Here is a 17316-nt window from a genome sequence, read left to right as displayed (position 1 = left end):
AGGCCGAGCCGGACGCTGAGCTCGGCTCAGTCGAGCCGTCCACCCAGCATGCCGCGGAGCGAGCGGAGGCAGAGTTCCCGTAGCTCGCTCTCGGCGATCGAGGGGTGGTCGAGCCAGTCCATGCAGACGGCGCGGACGAAGGCGATCCAGCCGCGCACGGCGACGCCGACGAGTTCCCGCTCGCCGGTGGGCGGATCGAGCGCGTCGACGATGCGGCGCTGCTGGGCGTCGAGTTCCCGGTCGACGATGGCCCGGATGTCGGCGTCGGCCGACAGCGCGCCGCGGTTGATGGCCCGGACTCCGTGCCGGTGGCTCGCGACGTGCTCGAAGTACGCGTCGAGTCCGGCCGCGACCTGTTCCTCGACGGGGAGTGTGGAGTCGGGGGCCGTCACGTCGAGGAGTCGTTCGGATTCGCGTTCGACGATCGCGGCGAAGAAATCCCGCTTGGTCGGGAAGTAGTGGTACATCAATCCGCGCGACACCTCGGCGAGTTCCGCGACTTCTTCGATCCACACGTCCTCGTAGGGGCGGTCCGCGAACAGCCGCGCGCCGATGTCGAGCAACTGCGCGCGCCGCTGCTCGGGGGCGAGTCGACGGCGGGCGCTGGTCATGCCAGCCACCGTACTGCTTGACACCGGTTCAGTAAGGCGTACCTTGCGTACTAGACATCAATTCAGTAACGCGGGCCACATCGACACGGGGGTCGACAATGAGCGTCGGATCACTGCACACCACGGCGGAGGCGACCATCCCGCATCCCCGATGGCGGCTTCCCGTCTTCGGCGACGTGTTCGGGATCAGTATCCGCACTCCCGTGCAGAATTCGATGGAGCTCGGCAGAAAACTCGGGCCCATCTTCGAACGCGACATTCTCGGCAACCGGTTCGTGTTCGCGTCCGGCGCCGACATGGTCGCGGAACTCTCCGACGAATCCCGGTTCGCGAAGCACCTGGCACCCGGTGTCGCGTCGCTGCGCGAGGTCGGCGGCGACGGGTTGTTCACCGCCTACAACCACGAGCCGAACTGGAGCAAGGCGCACAACCTCCTCGCGCCGGCGTTCACGAAATCCGCGATGCGCTCGTATCACCGCACGATGCTCGACGTTGCCGGCGAGTTGACGGAGCACTGGGACGAGCGCGTGGACGGCTCCCCCGTCGACGTGTCGTCCGACATGACGAAGCTGACGCTCGAGACCATCGGGCGGACGGGGTTCAGCTATTCCTTCGATTCCTTCCGACGCGAGCGCCCGCACCCGTTCGTGCAGGCGATGGTCGGTGCGCTCAGCCATTCGCAGCGCACCACGTTCGTGAAGTCGACGGCGCTCGGACGCCTGCTGGTCCGGCGGTCGGATCGCCGCAACGTCGCCAACCTGGAACACATGGCCGAGGTCGTCGACGAGGTGATCCGCGCCCGCCGCGACAGCGCCGAGGCCGGCCCCGAGGACCTGCTCGAACTCATGCTCCGGGCAGCCCGGGAGAACGACCCCCACCGGATCGACGAGTTGAACATCCGCCACCAGGTGGTGACGTTCCTGGTCGCGGGACACGAAACGACCTCCGGTGCACTGTCGTTCGCCCTGTACTACCTGTCGCGGCATCCCGACGTCCTCGCGAAGGCGCAGGCGGAGGTCGATGCGGTATGGGGCGACGAGGAACCCGCGTTCGAGCAGGTTGCGAAACTCCGCTACGTGCGCCGGGTGCTGGACGAATCGCTGCGGCTGTGGCCGACGGCGCCCGCGTACGGCCGGGAGGCGACGGTCGACACGACCCTCGTCGGCAAGTACCCGATGAAGGTCGGCGACTGGGTCCTCGTCCTCATCCCCGCGCTGCACCGCGACCCCGTGTGGGGTGACGACCCGGAGGCGTTCGACCCCGACCATTTCCTGCCCGAGCGCATCCGGTCCCGTCCCGCGCACGTGTACAAGCCGTTCGGGACCGGTGAGCGCGCCTGCATCGGACGACAGTTCGCCCTCCACGAGGCGGTCCTGGTTCTCGGCACGATCCTGCGCCGGTACGACATCACGGGCGACCGCGACTATCAGCTGAAGGTCGCCGAGCGGCTCACCCTCATGCCGGAGGGATTCACGCTGCGGTTACGCCGACGCTGAGCACTGCCGAACCCTTGACAGCCGCAAAGTGAGAGTTACTATCAAAATATAGTAACTTTCTTTCGAGTGGAGCTGTCATGAGTGAAACGACGGTCATCGAAGTCACCCCGCGCCGCTGGTGGGCGCTCGGCGCCCTGTCCGTGGCCATGCTGACCATCGGTCTCGACATCACGGTCCTGACGGTGGCGCTGCCCACACTGGCGGTCGATCTCGGAGCGGACAACTCACACCTGCAGTGGTTCAGTTCCGCGTACACCCTGGTCCTCGCCGCGGCTCTCCTGCCTGCCGGGGCACTCGGCGACCGGTACGGTCGCAAGAAACTGCTGCTCGGCGCACTCGTCCTGTTCGGTGCCGCGTCGCTGCTCTGCAGCTACGCGAGCACGTCGGGCCAGCTGATCGCCGGACGCGCTTTGCTGGGACTGGGAGCCGCGGTGATGATGCCGCTTTCGATGGCCGTGCTGCCCGTCCTGTTCCCCGACGCGGACGAACGGTCGCGGGCACTGACCATCTGGGTGACGTCCACCGCGATCGGACTGCCCCTCGGCCCGATCCTCGGCGGCTGGCTGCTCGGGCACTTCTGGTGGGGATCCGTGTTCCTGATCAACGTGCCCCTGGTCGTCGTCGGCGCGATCGCCGTCGCAACCCTGGTGCCGGAATCACGCAGCGAGGAGCGGGCGACCACCGACTACCTCGGCGCCGTGCTGTCTTCGCTCGGACTACTCAGTCTCACTTACGGTTTCATCAAGGCCGGCCAGGACGGCTGGGGCGACGCATTGGCCTTGACGTCGATCGCGGCGTCCGTGGTCGTGCTCGGGCTGTTCGCGATGTGGGAACGGCGGTCACGGCATCCGCTGATCGACACGTCGTTGTTCGCCAGCCCAGGATTCCGCTGGGGCACGATCTTCACGACGCTCGTCAACTTCGGGATGTTCGGGCTGTTGTTCACGGTGCCGCAGTACTTTCAGGCCGTGTTCGGAGTGGACGCGCTGGGCAGCGGCCTCCGCCTGCTGCCGTTGATCGGCGGACTGCTGGTCGGGACCCGGCTCTGCGACCAATTGCTTCGGCGGGCCGGCGCCCGGCCGGTCATCACGATCGGGTTCACACTGCTCACCGCGGGTCTCGCGACCGGCGCCCTGACGTCCGTCGATTCCGCGTACTGGTTCACCGCGACGTGGATCGCACTCGTCGGCGCGGGAATGGGTTTCGTGATGCCCGCTGCGATGGGAGCCGCCCTGGGGGCGTTGTCCGCCGAACGGTCCGGTTCCGGTTCGGCACTGATCCAGGCGCTGCGACAGGCGGGCGGCACGATCGGGGTCGCGGTGCTCGGCACCGTCCTCGCCACCCGGTACCGGTCCGAACTGGGCGAACTGGACGTGGATCCGGTGCGTGACGGCGTCAACGCCGGCGTCGCGGTGGCCAAGACCATCGGCGACCCGTCGATGCTCGCGCACGTCCAGGCGTCGTTCGTCTCCGGGATGAGCCTCATGCTGTGGATCTGCGCGGGAATCTGCGCCGTCGCGGTCGTGCTCGCAGCGCGTTTCACGCCCCGCGAGACCCCGGCCCAGGAGCAGGATGAGTCAGAATCGGTACATGTCCACTGATGCCCGACCGGGCCTGCGGGAGCGGAAGAAGGCGCGCACCCGGCTGACCATCCGCGCCGAGGCGTTTCGGCTGTTCCACGAACAGGGCTACGCCGACACCACGATCGAGCAGATCGCGGAGGCCGCGGACGTGTCGCCGAGCACGTTCTTCCGCTACTTCCCCACCAAAGAACAATTGGTCCTCGCCGACGATCTCGATCCGCCCATGATCGAGGCCATCGAGGCGCAACCGCCGGACGTCCCGCTGATCACCGCGTTCCGGAAGGCGGCCGAGTCCGTCTTCGCCGGCCTGTCCGAGGCAGACATGGAGTTCGAGCGGACGCGTCAGGAACTGATGTATTCGGTCCCGGAACTGCGCGGGGCCATCATGCAAGAGATGGTGCGCAGCATCGACATGATCGCGGGCGTCACGGCGCGCAGGGTCGGGCGCACCGCCGACGACTTCGAGGTCCGCGCGCTCGCCGGGGCCATCGTCGGCGTCGTCCTCGGTGTCGCCGATCAGCTTCCCGGCAATCTGCCGCTCGCCCTGCGCGCATTGGAATTCCTCGAGGACGGACTGCCGCTCGGGCGGGACACCACGTCGTAGACCGGTCAGGTGGCCGCGCGGGCGAGAACTTCCGTCACGACGTGTTCGGCGATGGCGAGCGACGACGTCGCACCCGGGGATGGCGCGTTCCGGACGTGGGTCACGCGGTGTCCCCCAGTGATGACGAAGTCGTCCTCGAGGCTGCCGTCGGCGTTCATCGCCTGGGCGCGGATGCCCCGGGGGCCGCGGGTGACGTCGGAGCGCCGCACATCGGGCACGTACTTCTGCGCCTCCTTCACGAACTGACCCGTACTGAGAACGGTGCGGGCCTCGCGGACCGCCGCCGCGGTGTTGTGCGCGGCGAACCGCCAGAATCCGGGGAACCCGACCGCCGACAGCACGTCCGAGGCCGACCACCCCCGACGGTCGTACGCCTCCCGCCCGAGGGAGAGAAAAGCGTTTGGCCCGAGCATGATTCGTCCGTCGATCCGCTTGGTGAGGTGGACACCGAGGAACGGGTACCGAGGATCCGGGACCGGGTAGATCAGCCCCTTCACGAGCGAAGACCGCTCCGGCTCGAGCAGGAAGTAGTCGCCGAAGAACGGCACCACCCGAGGCGATCGCGGTTCACCCGACAGCAGCGCCACCCGGTCGGACTGCAGTCCGGCGCACGTGACCACCAGGTCGAAGGCCTCGCCGCCGTCCCGCGTGGCGACCACCGTTTCCGACGCCCGGCTGTCCAGACCCACGACCTCCCGGCCGAGCAGTACGCGTCCGCCCGCCGCGGCGATGTCGGCGGCGAGGGCCTCCGCGATCGCCACGTAGTCGATGATCGCGGTGTGCGGCGAGTGCACGGCGGCGACCCCGCGGGCGTGCGGTTCGATCTCGGGGATCTCCGCCCCCGCGATCTTGCGGATAGCGGGGACCCCGTTGGCCACCGCCCGGTCGAAGATGGCGTCCATCCGGCCCACTTCGGACGCGTCGTGGGCGACCACCACCTTGCCGCACTCCTCGTAGGCCACACCCTTGTCCTGCGCGTACTGCTGCAGGAGGGTGACGCCGCGGCGGCACAGGCGCGCCTTGAGGCTGCCCGGCGGATAGTACAGACCGGCGTGGACGACGCCGCTGTTGTGCCCCGTCTGGTGGGCCGCGACCCGCGACTCCTTCTCGAACAGCGTCACCTCGACGGCGTCCATCCGGTGCAGAAGTTCCCGGGCAACCGCCAGACCGATGATGCCGCCGCCGATGACGGCCGCACGAACCTTCGCCATGAGCACCCCTCCGTATACCGTTTTCGAGATACCATCGATGGTATGTCGACCACCCCTCGACGCACGTCTTTTCCCGGACTGGGGAACCTGTCCGATCGGCGTCGAGCGCTGCTGGACGAACTCGTCACCACCCGCCGCGAGCGGGGTCTGACGCAGACGGACATCGCCGCCCACATGGGCACGTCGCAGTCGGCCGTGGCACGGCTCGAACGCGGCGACGTCGATCCCCGGCTGTCGACGCTCGAACGGTATGCCGAGGCCGTGGGCCGGACGGTCGACTGGACGATCTCACCGCACCGGGAGTCACCATGATCTGGCCACCACCCACCCCACCGTCGGTCCCGCCGTTTCACACGCCCTGGCAGCCGGACCCCCGGCAGCCGGCCGCACCGATGCCCGTCACGTCCGTCGGCGCTACCGGTGGTCCCGACTGGCTGGCCGAGCGCCTGTTCGACAGACGGATCGTCTCGCTCGCCGGCCGGCTCGACGCGGAGGCCGTGAACCGCGCGGCGGCGTCGCTGGCGCTGCTCGACGCGTCCGGCGACGACGAGGTCCAGTTGTGGCTGCACGGCGTCGACGCCGACGTCGACGCGGCCGCCACGCTCCTCGACACCCTGGACCTGATGGGCGTCCGGCTGCACGTGCACTGCCGCGGCGACGTCCGCGGAACGGCGATCGCCCTCCTCGCGCCTGCCGACCGCCGGACGGCGGCGGCGCACGCCACGTTCCACCTCCGCGAACCGCGGACGTCCTGCACCGGTGCGGCGTCGGACGTCGCCCTCGCCGCGGAACAGCACGAGCAGCAACTCAGGAGGCTGCAGCAGCGGATCGCCGACTCCTGTGGGCGATCCGTCGAGACGGTGGTCGCAGACATGCGGGACCACCGGATCCTCACCGCCGACGAGGCCCGCGACTACGGGCTGATCGACACGATCACCGGTGCGCGCTCCGTCGAAGGCGAGTGATCCTTCAGCCCGAACCCGCGGGTGCGGCTCTTGCGCCCCGCACCTCGGCGGGGGAATCATCCGAGGATGACGGTCGAACGATCGCGCATCACGGTCCACGGGGTCGTGCAGGGGGTCGGTTTCCGCCCGTTCGTCGCGCGACTGGCCGGTGACCTGGGGCTGCACGGCCACTGCGGCAACGACGACGTCAGCGTGTTCGTCGAGATCGAGGGCAAGCCGGCGTCGGTGTCGGAGTTCGTGCGCCGGCTCCGCACGGACGCGCCGCCGATGGCGGTGATCGTCGACGCGACGGTCCAGCCCGTGCCGGTGCGCGGGGACGAGTCGTTCCGGATCATCGACAGCAGGCACGTCCCCGGGGCACGGACGCTGGTGTCGCCGGATGTGGCCACGTGCGCGGATTGTCTTCGCGAACTGGCCGATCCCCACGACCGCCGGTACCGGCATCCGTTCGTCAACTGCACCAACTGCGGGCCGCGGTTCACGGTGATCACCGACCTTCCCTACGACCGGCCGAACACCACGATGGCCGAGTTCCCGCTGTGCGCGGCGTGCCTGGCCGAGTACCGCGACCCTGCCGATCGCCGGTTCCACGCCCAGCCGGTGTGCTGCCCCGACTGCGGCCCGCACCTGTTCGCCGAGATCGACGGTCGCCGGGTGGACGGCGACGACGCCGTGCTCACCGCGGTGCAGGGGGCGTTGCGGGGCGGCCGGATCGTGGCGGTCAAGGGCCTCGGCGGGTTCCACCTCGTGTGCGATGCCGCCGACGCGTCCGCCGTGGCGACCCTCCGGGCACGCAAGCACCGCCCGGACAAGCCGTTCGCGGTGATGACCGCGGACCTGTCCGTCGCCGCCGAACTGTGCGAGATCTCCGAATCCGAGAGTGCGCTGCTACGGCATTTCGCCCGGCCGATTCTGTTGCTGCACAAGCGGAATACGGCCACGATCGCCGACGGCATCGCGCCCGGGATCGACGACCTCGGCGTGATGCTCCCCTACACCCCGCTGCATCATCTCCTGTTCACCCCGACCCCCGGCAGCGACGCCGAACCACCGCGGGTGCTGGTGATGACGTCCGGCAACCTCAGCGGCGAACCCCTGTGTTTCGACAACGACGACGCCCGCACCCGCTTGCGGGACATCGCCGACGTGTTCCTGATGCACGACCGCCGCATCGCGGTACCGTGTGAGGATTCCGTGCTCGCGGTGGCGGACGGGGCGGTGCTGCCGATCCGGCGCTCGCGCGGGTTCGCGCCGCTGCCGGTGGTGCTGCCCGCGCAGGGCCCGGAGATCCTGGCGGTGGGCGCGGAGATCAAGAACACCTTCTGCCTGACCCGGCAGGACTACGCGTTCTGCTCGGCGCACCTCGGAGACATGGGCAGCCTGGAGAGTCAACGCGCCTTCGAGACATCGGTGCGGCAGCTGACGCATCTGCACGGCATCACCCCGGAGGCCGTGGTCGCCGACCGGCACCCCGGCTATTCGACGCACCACTGGGCCCGGCGCTACAGCGACAGCACCGGCGTCCCGTTGCTCACCGTCCAGCACCACCACGCGCACGTCGCATCGCTGATGGCCGAACACGGACTGGTCGGCACGACGGTGCTCGGCGTCGCGTTCGACGGGACCGGGTACGGCTGCGACACCACCGTGTGGGGCGGCGAACTCCTCCTCGTCGGCCCGGACGTCCTCGACTCGCGGCGGGTGGGACACGTGCAGCCGTTCTCGCTGCCGGGCGGCGACGCGGCCGTCCGGAATCCGGTGCGGGTGGCTCTGGCGCTGCTGCACGAGTGCGGCATCAACGACGTGGACCGGCTGCCCTGTATCGAGGCGATCCCCGCCGCGGAACGCGCGGCCGTGGAATCGCAACTCGTCTCGGGTGTCGGGTGCATCAGGACGACGAGCGCGGGCCGCCTGTTCGACGGCGTCGCGTCGCTGCTCGGGGTCCGGCACCGGGTCACGTACGAGGCGCAGGCGGCCATCGAACTCGAGGCCCTCGCCCGGACCGCCCCGCATCCCGCGTCCCTCACCATGCAGGTGGAGAACGACCAGCTCACACTGCCTCTTCTGGTGTCCGGCCTTGTCACAAGTCTGCGCGACGGAACCCCGCCCGCGGCGCTCGCGCTGGGCTTCCACCATGCCCTCGCCGCCGCGACCGCCGACCTCGTCGACCGGGCCGCCACCGCGACCGGTGCGTCGACGATCGGGCTGACCGGAGGAGTCTTTCAAAACCGTTTATTCCTCGCACTGGTGAGAGCACACTGGGAGAGCAGCGGTTATCGAGTCCTCACCCACCACCGGGTACCTCCCAACGACGGAGGACTCTCCCTCGGCCAGGCGGTGATCGGTGCCGCGGCAACCATGCGCGGACCGTGACGTCGGCAGCCCCCGACCGGACGGCCCGGGACGGGAGCTAGTGAATGACCACCACCGCAGAGGCGGGCGGGCACCTCGTCGACACCGACCTGTCCGCGGATCTCGCCGCCGCGGCGTTGTCGCTCGCCCGCAAATTCCATGACGGGGCGACGCTCTGGGTGATCTCACCGCAGTGGGAACCGCACGCCCATCACGTCGCCGTCGAATTCGTCCATCCCGTGATCATGGGCAAACGGGCGCTGCCGTCGGTGGCCCTCGTCGAACCCGATCCGGTGGCGCAGGCCCGGGTGGCGAGCAGGCCCGGCGACATCCTGCTGGCGGTGGCGTCGGCGAACGAACCCGCCGTGGTCGACGCGATGCGCCGCGCCCCGGCGTGGGGGGCGATGACGCTGTGGATCGGGGCGGGCCCGCGGCCACCGGCCGGCGCGGCGAACCACATCCTCTGGGTCGACTCGGACGACCCGATGGTCCCCGCCACCGGCCGGTTCGTCCTCATGTACCACCTGCTGTGGGAACTCACCCACGTCTGCTTCGAGCACTCGGGACTGCTGAAGCCCGACGCCGAAGAGTGCGACGAGACGGTCTGCGTCACGTGCAGCGACGAGGGCCGTCTCGGTGAAGTGGTGATCGAGCCCGCCGAACCCCTCGGCCCCGCCCTGGTCCGCACGGCCGCCGGCGAGGAATGGGTGGACGTCAGCGTCCTCGGCGACGTCCGGCCCAACGACCTCGTCCTGGTGCACGCGGGCGCGGCGATCACGCGACTCGACGACACGAGTCCGGAGGCGAACCGATGACAACCCACGACTCGGAGAGCACCAGCTTCCTCTACCCGTTCATCGACTCGGAGGAAACCGACGCCCAGAGCCTCCTCGACGACCTCGCCGCCTCCGCCCGCGGGAAGGCCGCCGAGAGCGCGCGCCTGCAGAAGGAATCCCTCGACGAGTACGGGGACGGTCTGACGGCGGCCGGGATCGACATGGCCGACCGGTTCCGCCGCGGAGGCCGCCTCTACACGTTCGGCAACGGCGGCAGTTCCACCGACGCAGCGACGCTGGCGTCGCTGTTCAGCCGTCCCGCCCGAGGACGCCCGGTGGCGGCCTGGTCGCTCGCCGCCGATCAGGCCGTCGTGACGGCGCTCGGCAACGACGTCGGCTTCGATCTGATCTTCAAACGGCAGATCATCGCCCACGCCCGGGACCGTGACGTCGCGATCGCGCTGTCGACGTCGGGGAACTCGGACGACCTGATGACCGCGCTCACCGAGGCGAAGCAGCGGGGGCTGTTGACCATCGGGTTCGCCGGGCACGAGGGCGGCCGGATGGCGGCGATGGCGTCCGCGGGCGAACTCGACTTCTGCTACACCGTCCATTCGCAGAGCATCCACCGGATTCAGGAGAGCCACGCGATGCTCGGGTACCGGCTGTGGTCGGTGGCCCAGGAACACATGTCGCGGCCCGCTCCGAACTCTGGGGAGGCTTCATGAGCACGACCGAACCGGCCACGTCGGCGGAACGCGAAGACCGGGTGCTGGAGCGGATCGACAAGTTCCGGCAGCGCAGGCCGCGATTGCTGGACGAGGTGGTGACGCTCGCTCACGGCGCCGGGGGAAAGTCGTCGGCCGCGCTCGTCGACGCGGTGTTCGTGGAGGCGTTCCGCAACGAGGAACTCGAGCAACTCGGTGACGCCGCTGCGCTCACCATGCCCTCGGGTGAGCGTTTCGCGTTCTCCACCGACTCGTACGTGGTTCAGCCGCTGCGGTTTCCCGGCGGTTCCATCGGGCATCTCGCGGTGCACGGGACCGTCAACGATCTCGCCGTGTCCGGTGCGCGCCCCCAGTGGTTGTCGGCGGCGTTCGTCATCGAGGAGGGTTTCCCGATCGCCGAACTGCGGGAGATCGTCGCCGACATGAGCGAGGCGGCCGTGCTGTCCGGGGTGCAGATCGTCACCGGCGACACCAAGGTCGTCGGCAAGGGCGCCGCCGACGGTGTCTACATCTCCACCGCGGGTGTCGGCGTCATCCCGGAGGGCAGGCGGCTGTCGCCCGACCTCGTGCGCGCGGGCGACAAGGTGCTGCTGTCGGGCACCATCGGCGCCCACGGGATGGCCGTGATGCTCGCCCGCGGCGACCTCGCCATCGAGGCCGACATCGCCTCCGACACGGCCCCCGTCAACTCCCTGGTGGAGACGCTGCTGGAGGCGGCCCCGTCGACGCGGTGGATGCGGGACGCCACCCGCGGCGGCGTCGGCACCGTGTGCAACGAACTGGCTCACGCCTGCCAACTCGCCGTGATCATCGACGAGCAGTCGCTGCCCATCGAGCCTCAGGTGCTCGGTGCCTGCGACATGCTCGGCATCGACCCGCTGTACGTCGCGAACGAGGGCAAGTTCGTCGCCATCGTCGCGGCGGAGGAGGCGGACGCGGCCGTCGCGGCGCTGCGGGCCCACCCGCGGGGAGCCGACGCGACCGCGGTGGGCGAGATCCTGGCCGAACCGCCGGGCATCGTCGCACTGCGAACCTCGTTCGGCGGCAGCCGGATCGTCGACATGCTCGTCGGTGACCCGCTCCCCCGAATCTGCTGAAGAACAGCCCGAGAAGGAGAACCACGATGTGTCTGGGGATACCCGGTCAGGTGGTCGACATCGTCGACGCCGAACAGCATCTGGCCAAGGTGGACGTGAACGGCGTCCAGAGAACGATCAGTGTGCGACTGCTCGCCGAAGAAGGTCTCGTCGTCGGCGACTGGGTGCTCGTGCACGTCGGCTTCGCGATGGCGAAGATCGACGAGATCGAGGCGCAGCTGACGTTGGATCAGGTGCAGAAGATGGGCGCCGACTACGTGAACGAGATCGACGCGTTCAACTCGTCCGAAATCGCGTGACAACAGCAAGAACGAGGTAACAGGGATGAAGTTCGTCGACGAATTCCGGGACCCGGCGGCGGCGCGCGCCCTGGTCAAATCCATCACCGAACTGGCCCGCGGTGACGAGTTCAAGTTCATGGAGGTGTGCGGCGGGCACACCCACACCATCTACCGGCACGGCATCGAACACCTGCTTCCGGAGTCCGTGGAGTTGGTGCACGGCCCCGGATGCCCGGTGTGCGTCATCCCGATGGGCCGAGTCGACGACGCCATGTGGCTCGCCGAGCAGCCCGGTGTCATCTTCACGACGTTCGGCGACATGATGCGGGTGCCCGGATCCAAGGGCAACCTCATCGAGGCCAAGGCCCGCGGCGCGGATGTCCGCTTCGTGTATTCGCCGCTGGACGCGCTGAAGGTGGCCCTCGACAACCCCGACCACCAGGTGGTGTTCTTCGCCGTCGGGTTCGAGACCACCGCGCCGTCCACCGCGGTGACCCTGGTGCGCGCGCGGGCGCTGGGCGTGACGAACTTCAGCGTGTTCTGCAACCACGTCACGATCGTTCCGCCGATCAAGGCCATCCTCGAATCCCCCGACCTGCGGTTGTCGGGCTTCCTCGGCCCGGGTCACGTGTCCACCGTGGTGGGGCTGCGGCCGTACCGGTTCGTGTCCGAGGTGTACGGGAAACCGATGGTGGTCGCGGGCTTCGAACCGCTCGACATCCTCGCGTCGGTGCACATGCTGCTCCAGCAGATTCGCGAGGGCCGCTGTGAGATCGAGAACCAGTACAAGCGGGTGGTGCGCGCGGAGGGCAACGTGCAGGCACTGAAACTGATGGCCGAGACGTTCGAACTGCGCCCGCACTTCGAATGGCGCGGACTCGGTTTCATCTCGCAGAGCGCGCTCAAGGTCCACCGGAACTACGCCGAGTTCGACGCCGAGGAGAAGTTCTCGATGCCGGGTGTGCGGGTGGCGGATCCGAAGGCCTGCCAATGCGGCGAGGTCCTCAAGGGCGTCATCAAACCGTGGGAATGCAAGGTGTTCGGGACGGCGTGCACCCCGGAGACTCCGATCGGCACGTGCATGGTCTCCCCCGAGGGTGCCTGCGCCGCGTACTACAACTTCGGCAGGCTGCAACGCGAGACGGCGCAATTGCTGGGTCAGCGAGGCTGACCGGTGACGGCGCGCGAACACTCGATGCCGTCCGGGCACCGCGTGTTCGCGCAGTACGCGCACGCCCCGAATGCCCTGGGCTACTGCGGTCCTCCGGGCTCGGAGCGACTGCAGGCCGTCGCGTGCGGCGGCGCGCCGGACACCGATGTGGTGGCGATGGCGAGGCAGTTCAGCGGCGCGTGGCCGTACCAGGAGGTGATCGCCCGGCTCGCCGGAATCGCGGACCCGTTGGACGAGAAGGTTGTCCGGGGGTATTGGATCGCGGACGAACTGTCCGACCGCATCGACCGGGCCGAGTTCGGCGCCGCCCTGCTGTCCCGCCTCGCGTCGCAGGCCGGCCACTACTGGAAGCACCTCACCGCGGACCTGCTCGGGGAGGCGGCGCCCACCCACAACTTTCACGTGTTCGGGGTGTACCCGTGGTCGCGGCTGCTGGATACCGGAATGCCGCAGCCACTGCAGGTTCTCGACTCCTGCCGTATCCGCTGGGGTGAGGTGGTGAGGGTCGACGCCGATCGTGCCCTCGTCCGGTCGCAGCGCCTGTCGTGGGACGGGACCCGGCTGTCGCTCGGCCCCGAGCAGGACGACCCGGCCGACTACCGTGTGCCCGAGGGAACTTTCGTGCACGATCTCGCCGTGGGCGACCGGGTGGCGGTGCACTGGGATTTCGTGTGCGACCGCCTGGGCCCGGACCAGGTCGAGCGGTTGGCCCGGCAGACGGAATGGCAACTTGCACAGACCAATCGACGATTCGATCGGGAGGTGACCACCTCTTCACCGAAACGGACCGACGGGAACGTTTCCCGGTTACCATGACCACACCTCACGGCCTGTGGCCGGATCGGAGCCGACATGAAGAAGATTCTGAACTCATTGTCCGAAGAAGAGTTCGTGCTGATCCGCGAGACGAAGAAGGCGCAGATGGCCGACTTGGACGAGGACAAGCTGATCACACTGCACACCCGAGTTCGACGGGCCCGCAACAAACACGTCAAGCTGTACCGCCAGGAAGGCGCGGCGAAGGTCGAGGCCAAGGGCGCGCGCGGGGCCGGCAAGGCAGCCAACGTCCGCAACGCCGAGAAGGCGGAAGTCTTCGAAGCGGCACTCAGCCGGGTGAGTAGGCAACTGGCGACCGCGGCGCGGGTGAGCGCCCGCGAACTGAAAGACGAACGCCTCGCCCGCGCCCGCAGCGACGCGCCCTCGTTCAGCGAACTCGGCGACAGCGACGGCAAGGTCGCCTCGTCCGGCAAGACCCGCGTCGACGCCACCCGGAAATCGTCCGGCCGCAAGAAGTTCGAGGCGTCCACCATCGCCGCGGGCGCACGGAAACAAGCGAAGAAGGACAAGCGGTAAACCGGCGTCAGACGCGCACGACACGCATCCCGGCGGCTTCGAAGGACGCCGTCTCCCCGATGTCGGCGGAGTCGTCGGTGACGATGGTGGTTCCGGGTGGGATCGGCGCCCACGCATGGAACGGGCGCTGCCCGAGTTTTGCCGCGTGCGCCAGCACGTACACCTCGTCGGCGCGGGCGATCATGATTTCCTTGAGGCGCGTCTGCTCCAGTTCGGCTTCGCAGATGCCCAGATCCGCGGTGACGGCATCCGCCCCGAGGAACGCGCGATCGAACGTGACACGTTGGAGGGTGGCCTCCGCCAGCGGTCCGACGAACCCCTGACTGAGATGGCGGAGTGTTCCCCCGATGCATTCGACCCGCACGGAGTCGGCGTCGGCGAGCGATTCGAGTGCGGTCAGACCGGCCGCGATGACCGTGATGTCCTCGATGTCGCGCAGAAACTCCCCCATCGCACCCACCGTGGTGCCCGCGTCGAGCAGGATGGTCTCGCCCGGCCGAACCTGGCTGGCGGACCATTCCGCGATAGCGCGCTTCGCGTCGAAACCCTCGAGTGCGCGCTGGCGGAGTGACGATTCCTGCTGGGGGTCGAGCGCGATGGCGCCACCGTAGGTGCGGGCGATCAGCCCCTGGGACGTGAGCTGACTCAGGTCCCGCCGGATGGTGGAGGCGGTGACACCGAACTGTGCCGACAGGTCGTCGACGCTGGCCAGCCCGCTCGACCGGGCCAGCCGCACGATCTCGGACCGGCGTGCTTCCGACTCGCGAACCGCCATGTTTCGTCCCCCTACTTCACAACCGCTGTGCTGGTTGCCAATTCGGCAGCCTGACGAAGAGCTTCGACCATACTACCGGCCTCCGCAATACCCTTGCCCGCGATGTCGAAGGCGGTGCCGTGGTCGACGGACGTCCGGATGACGGGCAGCCCGACCGTGATGTTGACGCCCGCCTCGATGCCGAGGACCTTCACCGGCCCGTGCCCCTGATCGTGGTACATCGCCACGATCAGGTCGTAGTCGCCGCGGCCCGCGAGGAAGAATGCGGTGTCGGCGGGCAGGGGACCGTGGACGTCGATGCCGTCCGCCTTCAGCACCTCGACCGCGGGAATGATCTTCTGCTCTTCCTCCCCGTAGCCGAACAGCCCGTGCTCGCCGGCGTGCGGATTGATGCCGCACACCCCGATCTTCGGTTCCGGGATTCCGGAGCGCACCAGCGCCTCGTGTCCGCGTCGGATGGTCCGCTCGACCAGCCCGGGTTCGATCTTCGCGACGGCGTCGAGCAGTCCGATGTGGGTGGTCACGTGGATGACCTTGAGCTTCGGCGTCGACAGCATCATGGACACTTCCTCGGTGCCGGTGAGGTGCGCGAGGAGTTCCGTGTGCCCCGGGAAGATGTGGCCCGCGGCGTGCAGGGCCTCCTTGTTGAGCGGGGCCGTGCAGATGGCCTGCACCTCCCCGCGCACCGCCAGTTCGCTGGCGACGCGGATGTACTCGTACGCGGCGTGGCCGGCGACCGGGGACAGTTCACCCCACGCCAGGTCTTCGGGCAGGAGGTCGAGATCGATGACGTTGACGCGCCCGGGCGCCGACTGCGCGTCGGCGATCGATTCGACGGTCACGATGTCGACGTCGATGCCGAGCACGTTCGCCGCGAGACGCAGCCGCTTGGCGTCGCCGATGACGACGGGGTTGCACCACGATCGGGTGGCCTCGTCCAGCAGGGCCGGGACAATCACCTCGGGGCCGATTCCGGCGCCGTCGCCCATGGTGACGGCGACGACGGGGAGGTTCGCGGTATCGGTTGACGCGCTCATGTGGGGTCCTCGCTGTGTGGGGGTATGGGTGGGCGGCTGATGGCCGCGCAGGTAGGCCGCGATCGCGGAGAGACTGGTGGCGTCGCCGAAGCTGCCGGGCTTGGTGACGACGCGACGGCCGTCGGATGCGACGGAGACGACGGCGCCGTGGTGCACCTCGTGGACCGGTCGGAGTGACGTGATGCCCAGCGCGTCGACGACGGCCCGCGCCGTCTCCCCGCCGGTGAGGACGAGGTCGGATTTTCGGTCTCGCTGCACGGCTTCGGTCAGCCGGCCGAACGCCGCCGACAGCGTCCGCGCGTTCGACGGGTCGACGTCTCCGGTCACGGTCAGGACTGCGTGACCGCTGTCGAGTGCGCGGCGCAGGGGCCCGGTGTCGACGTCGCCGAGGAGAAGGCTGCGGGCACCGACGGGGACGTGCCGGGCGCCGTCGGCCACGAGTGAAGCAACCTGTTGCACAGCAATGGATTCCGCCGTGCCGACGACGGTCAGGACGGAATCCGCGGGCTCCGGCGTGGCGCCGGGAACGAACCGGATCGGCAGCGTGCGTGCCACGGCCGCCGTGAGGGCCGCCGTCCCGGCCAGTCGTACTCCGGGAATTGTGCGGCAGGCCAGGACGATCGCGTCGAGGTCAGCCTCGGTCTCGACGTCGCAGATCGCGATGACGCCGTCGGACGCCGCGCGGGCCAGCGCCTGGCCGACGCCGGGACCGCGGGGCACGCACCGTGTGGGACGGCCCGGGAAGAGTGCGGCCACCGATTCCGGCGGCGGGGTGGATTCCGCCGACCAGACGCCGGCGGCATGGAGTGGCGTCGAACCGACGTGCACGACGCCGCCGCGCACGGTCCGGTCGAGTGCGGGCAGGCCCGCCGCGAGAACCACCGGACCGTCGTCGGCGAGAATTCCCACCTCGGCCCCGATGTTCCCGCGCAGAAGGGAGTCGATCTTCTTCACCACGAGCGTGCCGGACGGAACGCCGTCGAGGGCACGCCGCATCGTCCGGGCCGCACCCTCGGCGCTCATCGACCGCGTGTCGAGATCGGCGATGACGACTCCGCCCGCCTCGTGCGCCTCGCCGGCGCCGAGAAGAAGCGACAGGGGCGCACTCCGGTCGAGAAAGGCGCTGGCCACTTCCGCCGCACCGGACAGGTCGTCGGCGAAGACCGCGACGGTCGGATCCGGTCCGATCGAGTTCGGTCTCATGATGCCGCCTTTGCCCGATTATGTGCGCGTTTCGTGCATCGAATGGTAGCAGTTATGCGCGTTACGCGCAGTG

At 69.0% G+C, this 17316-nt stretch carries 17 protein-coding genes; 13 read left to right on the top strand and 4 right to left on the bottom strand.

The window, feature by feature from the left end:
- Positions 1-26 precede the first annotated feature (26 nt).
- Positions 27-611 (bottom strand): TetR/AcrR family transcriptional regulator, encoded by a 585-nt coding sequence (locus P3H15_RS12430; RefSeq protein ID WP_276137507.1) that lies wholly within the window; start codon positions 609-611, stop codon positions 27-29.
- Positions 612-709: 98 nt separating this feature from the next.
- On the opposite strand from P3H15_RS12430, the gene P3H15_RS12425 reads away from it, so the two are divergent.
- The 3 genes from P3H15_RS12425 to P3H15_RS12415 all read left to right on the top strand — a co-directional run bounded on the left by P3H15_RS12425 (position 710) and on the right by P3H15_RS12415 (position 4294).
- Positions 710-2107 (top strand): cytochrome P450, encoded by a 1398-nt coding sequence (locus P3H15_RS12425; protein ID WP_276137506.1) that lies wholly within the window; start codon positions 710-712, stop codon positions 2105-2107.
- A gap of 77 nt (positions 2108-2184) precedes the next feature.
- Complete coding sequence (locus P3H15_RS12420; RefSeq protein WP_276137505.1) at positions 2185-3708, top strand: MFS transporter; 1524 nt, start codon at positions 2185-2187, stop codon at positions 3706-3708.
- The gene (locus P3H15_RS12415; protein ID WP_276137504.1) at positions 3698-4294 is read left to right on the top strand and encodes a TetR family transcriptional regulator; all 597 of its coding nucleotides are present in this window, start codon (positions 3698-3700) and stop codon (positions 4292-4294) included. The genes P3H15_RS12420 and P3H15_RS12415 overlap by 11 nt, the downstream gene beginning before the upstream one ends.
- 5 nt (positions 4295-4299) lie before the next feature.
- Here P3H15_RS12415 and lhgO read toward each other — a convergent pair whose 3' ends face one another.
- Complete coding sequence (gene lhgO / locus P3H15_RS12410) at positions 4300-5505, bottom strand: L-2-hydroxyglutarate oxidase (RefSeq protein WP_276137503.1); 1206 nt, start codon at positions 5503-5505, stop codon at positions 4300-4302.
- Between the two features lie 42 nt (positions 5506-5547).
- Here lhgO and P3H15_RS12405 point away from each other — a divergent pair, with 42 nt between their 5' ends.
- From P3H15_RS12405 to P3H15_RS12360, 10 genes are all read left to right on the top strand, one after another.
- On the top strand, positions 5548-5817 hold the full coding sequence (locus P3H15_RS12405) for a helix-turn-helix transcriptional regulator (protein WP_276137502.1): 270 nt from the start codon (positions 5548-5550) through the stop codon (positions 5815-5817).
- Between the two features lie 80 nt (positions 5818-5897).
- Positions 5898-6470 carry an ATP-dependent Clp protease proteolytic subunit gene (locus P3H15_RS12400; protein WP_276137565.1) on the top strand — a complete coding sequence of 191 codons (573 nt, stop codon included), beginning with the start codon at positions 5898-5900 and terminating at the stop codon, positions 6468-6470.
- A 66-nt stretch (positions 6471-6536) separates the two neighbouring features.
- On the top strand, positions 6537-8843 hold the full coding sequence (hypF, locus tag P3H15_RS12395) for a carbamoyltransferase HypF (protein ID WP_276137501.1): 2307 nt from the start codon (positions 6537-6539) through the stop codon (positions 8841-8843).
- A gap of 44 nt (positions 8844-8887) precedes the next feature.
- Positions 8888-9637, top strand: coding sequence for a hydrogenase assembly protein HupF (locus P3H15_RS12390; protein WP_276137500.1), 750 nt, complete (start codon positions 8888-8890; stop codon positions 9635-9637).
- Complete coding sequence (locus P3H15_RS12385; RefSeq protein ID WP_276137499.1) at positions 9634-10326, top strand: SIS domain-containing protein; 693 nt, start codon at positions 9634-9636, stop codon at positions 10324-10326. The genes P3H15_RS12390 and P3H15_RS12385 overlap by 4 nt, the downstream gene beginning before the upstream one ends.
- Complete coding sequence (gene hypE, locus P3H15_RS12380) at positions 10323-11423, top strand: hydrogenase expression/formation protein HypE (protein ID WP_276137498.1); 1101 nt, start codon at positions 10323-10325, stop codon at positions 11421-11423. Before P3H15_RS12385 ends, hypE begins: the two co-directional genes overlap by 4 nt.
- A gap of 26 nt (positions 11424-11449) precedes the next feature.
- Complete coding sequence (locus P3H15_RS12375; protein ID WP_005244643.1) at positions 11450-11722, top strand: HypC/HybG/HupF family hydrogenase formation chaperone; 273 nt, start codon at positions 11450-11452, stop codon at positions 11720-11722.
- Positions 11723-11747: 25 nt separating this feature from the next.
- Positions 11748-12875 (top strand): hydrogenase formation protein HypD, encoded by a 1128-nt coding sequence (gene hypD, locus P3H15_RS12370; RefSeq protein WP_276137497.1) that lies wholly within the window; start codon positions 11748-11750, stop codon positions 12873-12875.
- A gap of 24 nt (positions 12876-12899) precedes the next feature.
- Complete coding sequence (locus P3H15_RS12365; protein WP_276137564.1) at positions 12900-13691, top strand: DUF6390 family protein; 792 nt, start codon at positions 12900-12902, stop codon at positions 13689-13691.
- A 36-nt stretch (positions 13692-13727) separates the two neighbouring features.
- Entirely contained in the window at positions 13728-14228 is a 501-nt protein-coding gene (locus P3H15_RS12360; protein ID WP_276137496.1) for a hypothetical protein, read from the top strand.
- 7 nt (positions 14229-14235) lie between these two features.
- On the opposite strand, the gene P3H15_RS12355 is transcribed toward P3H15_RS12360, so the two are convergent.
- Together P3H15_RS12355 and pdxA are read right to left on the bottom strand one after the other, a co-directional pair.
- Entirely contained in the window at positions 14236-15003 is a 768-nt protein-coding gene (locus P3H15_RS12355; RefSeq protein ID WP_072938927.1) for a DeoR/GlpR family DNA-binding transcription regulator, read from the bottom strand.
- A gap of 11 nt (positions 15004-15014) precedes the next feature.
- Positions 15015-17243 (bottom strand): 4-hydroxythreonine-4-phosphate dehydrogenase PdxA, encoded by a 2229-nt coding sequence (pdxA, locus tag P3H15_RS12350; RefSeq protein WP_276137495.1) that lies wholly within the window; start codon positions 17241-17243, stop codon positions 15015-15017.
- Between the last annotated feature and the right edge of the window lie 73 nt (positions 17244-17316).

Source organism: Rhodococcus sp. T2V (assembly GCF_029269925.1).
In the GTDB taxonomy this organism is placed as follows: domain Bacteria; phylum Actinomycetota; class Actinomycetes; order Mycobacteriales; family Mycobacteriaceae; genus Rhodococcus_F; species Rhodococcus_F koreensis.
Note: the sequence above shows the minus strand (reverse complement) of the source record. Positions and strands in the feature narration are given on the sequence as shown.

Coding starts and splice junctions, on each gene's coding strand:
- P3H15_RS12415 (WP_276137504.1), top strand. CDS start 3,698: ATGTCCACTGATGCCCGACCGGGCCTGCGGGAGCGGAAGAAGGCGCGC.
- hypD (WP_276137497.1), top strand. CDS start 11,748: ATGAAGTTCGTCGACGAATTCCGGGACCCGGCGGCGGCGCGCGCCCTG.
- P3H15_RS12375 (WP_005244643.1), top strand. CDS start 11,450: ATGTGTCTGGGGATACCCGGTCAGGTGGTCGACATCGTCGACGCCGAA.
- hypE (WP_276137498.1), top strand. CDS start 10,323: ATGAGCACGACCGAACCGGCCACGTCGGCGGAACGCGAAGACCGGGTG.
- pdxA (WP_276137495.1), bottom strand. CDS start 17,243: ATGAGACCGAACTCGATCGGACCGGATCCGACCGTCGCGGTCTTCGCC.
- P3H15_RS12430 (WP_276137507.1), bottom strand. CDS start 611: ATGACCAGCGCCCGCCGTCGACTCGCCCCCGAGCAGCGGCGCGCGCAG.
- P3H15_RS12405 (WP_276137502.1), top strand. CDS start 5,548: ATGTCGACCACCCCTCGACGCACGTCTTTTCCCGGACTGGGGAACCTG.
- P3H15_RS12420 (WP_276137505.1), top strand. CDS start 2,185: ATGAGTGAAACGACGGTCATCGAAGTCACCCCGCGCCGCTGGTGGGCG.
- P3H15_RS12400 (WP_276137565.1), top strand. CDS start 5,898: ATGCCCGTCACGTCCGTCGGCGCTACCGGTGGTCCCGACTGGCTGGCC.
- hypF (WP_276137501.1), top strand. CDS start 6,537: ATGACGGTCGAACGATCGCGCATCACGGTCCACGGGGTCGTGCAGGGG.
- P3H15_RS12425 (WP_276137506.1), top strand. CDS start 710: ATGAGCGTCGGATCACTGCACACCACGGCGGAGGCGACCATCCCGCAT.
- P3H15_RS12365 (WP_276137564.1), top strand. CDS start 12,900: ATGCCGTCCGGGCACCGCGTGTTCGCGCAGTACGCGCACGCCCCGAAT.
- lhgO (WP_276137503.1), bottom strand. CDS start 5,505: ATGGCGAAGGTTCGTGCGGCCGTCATCGGCGGCGGCATCATCGGTCTG.
- P3H15_RS12390 (WP_276137500.1), top strand. CDS start 8,888: ATGACCACCACCGCAGAGGCGGGCGGGCACCTCGTCGACACCGACCTG.
- P3H15_RS12355 (WP_072938927.1), bottom strand. CDS start 15,003: ATGGCGGTTCGCGAGTCGGAAGCACGCCGGTCCGAGATCGTGCGGCTG.
- P3H15_RS12360 (WP_276137496.1), top strand. CDS start 13,728: ATGAAGAAGATTCTGAACTCATTGTCCGAAGAAGAGTTCGTGCTGATC.
- P3H15_RS12385 (WP_276137499.1), top strand. CDS start 9,634: ATGACAACCCACGACTCGGAGAGCACCAGCTTCCTCTACCCGTTCATC.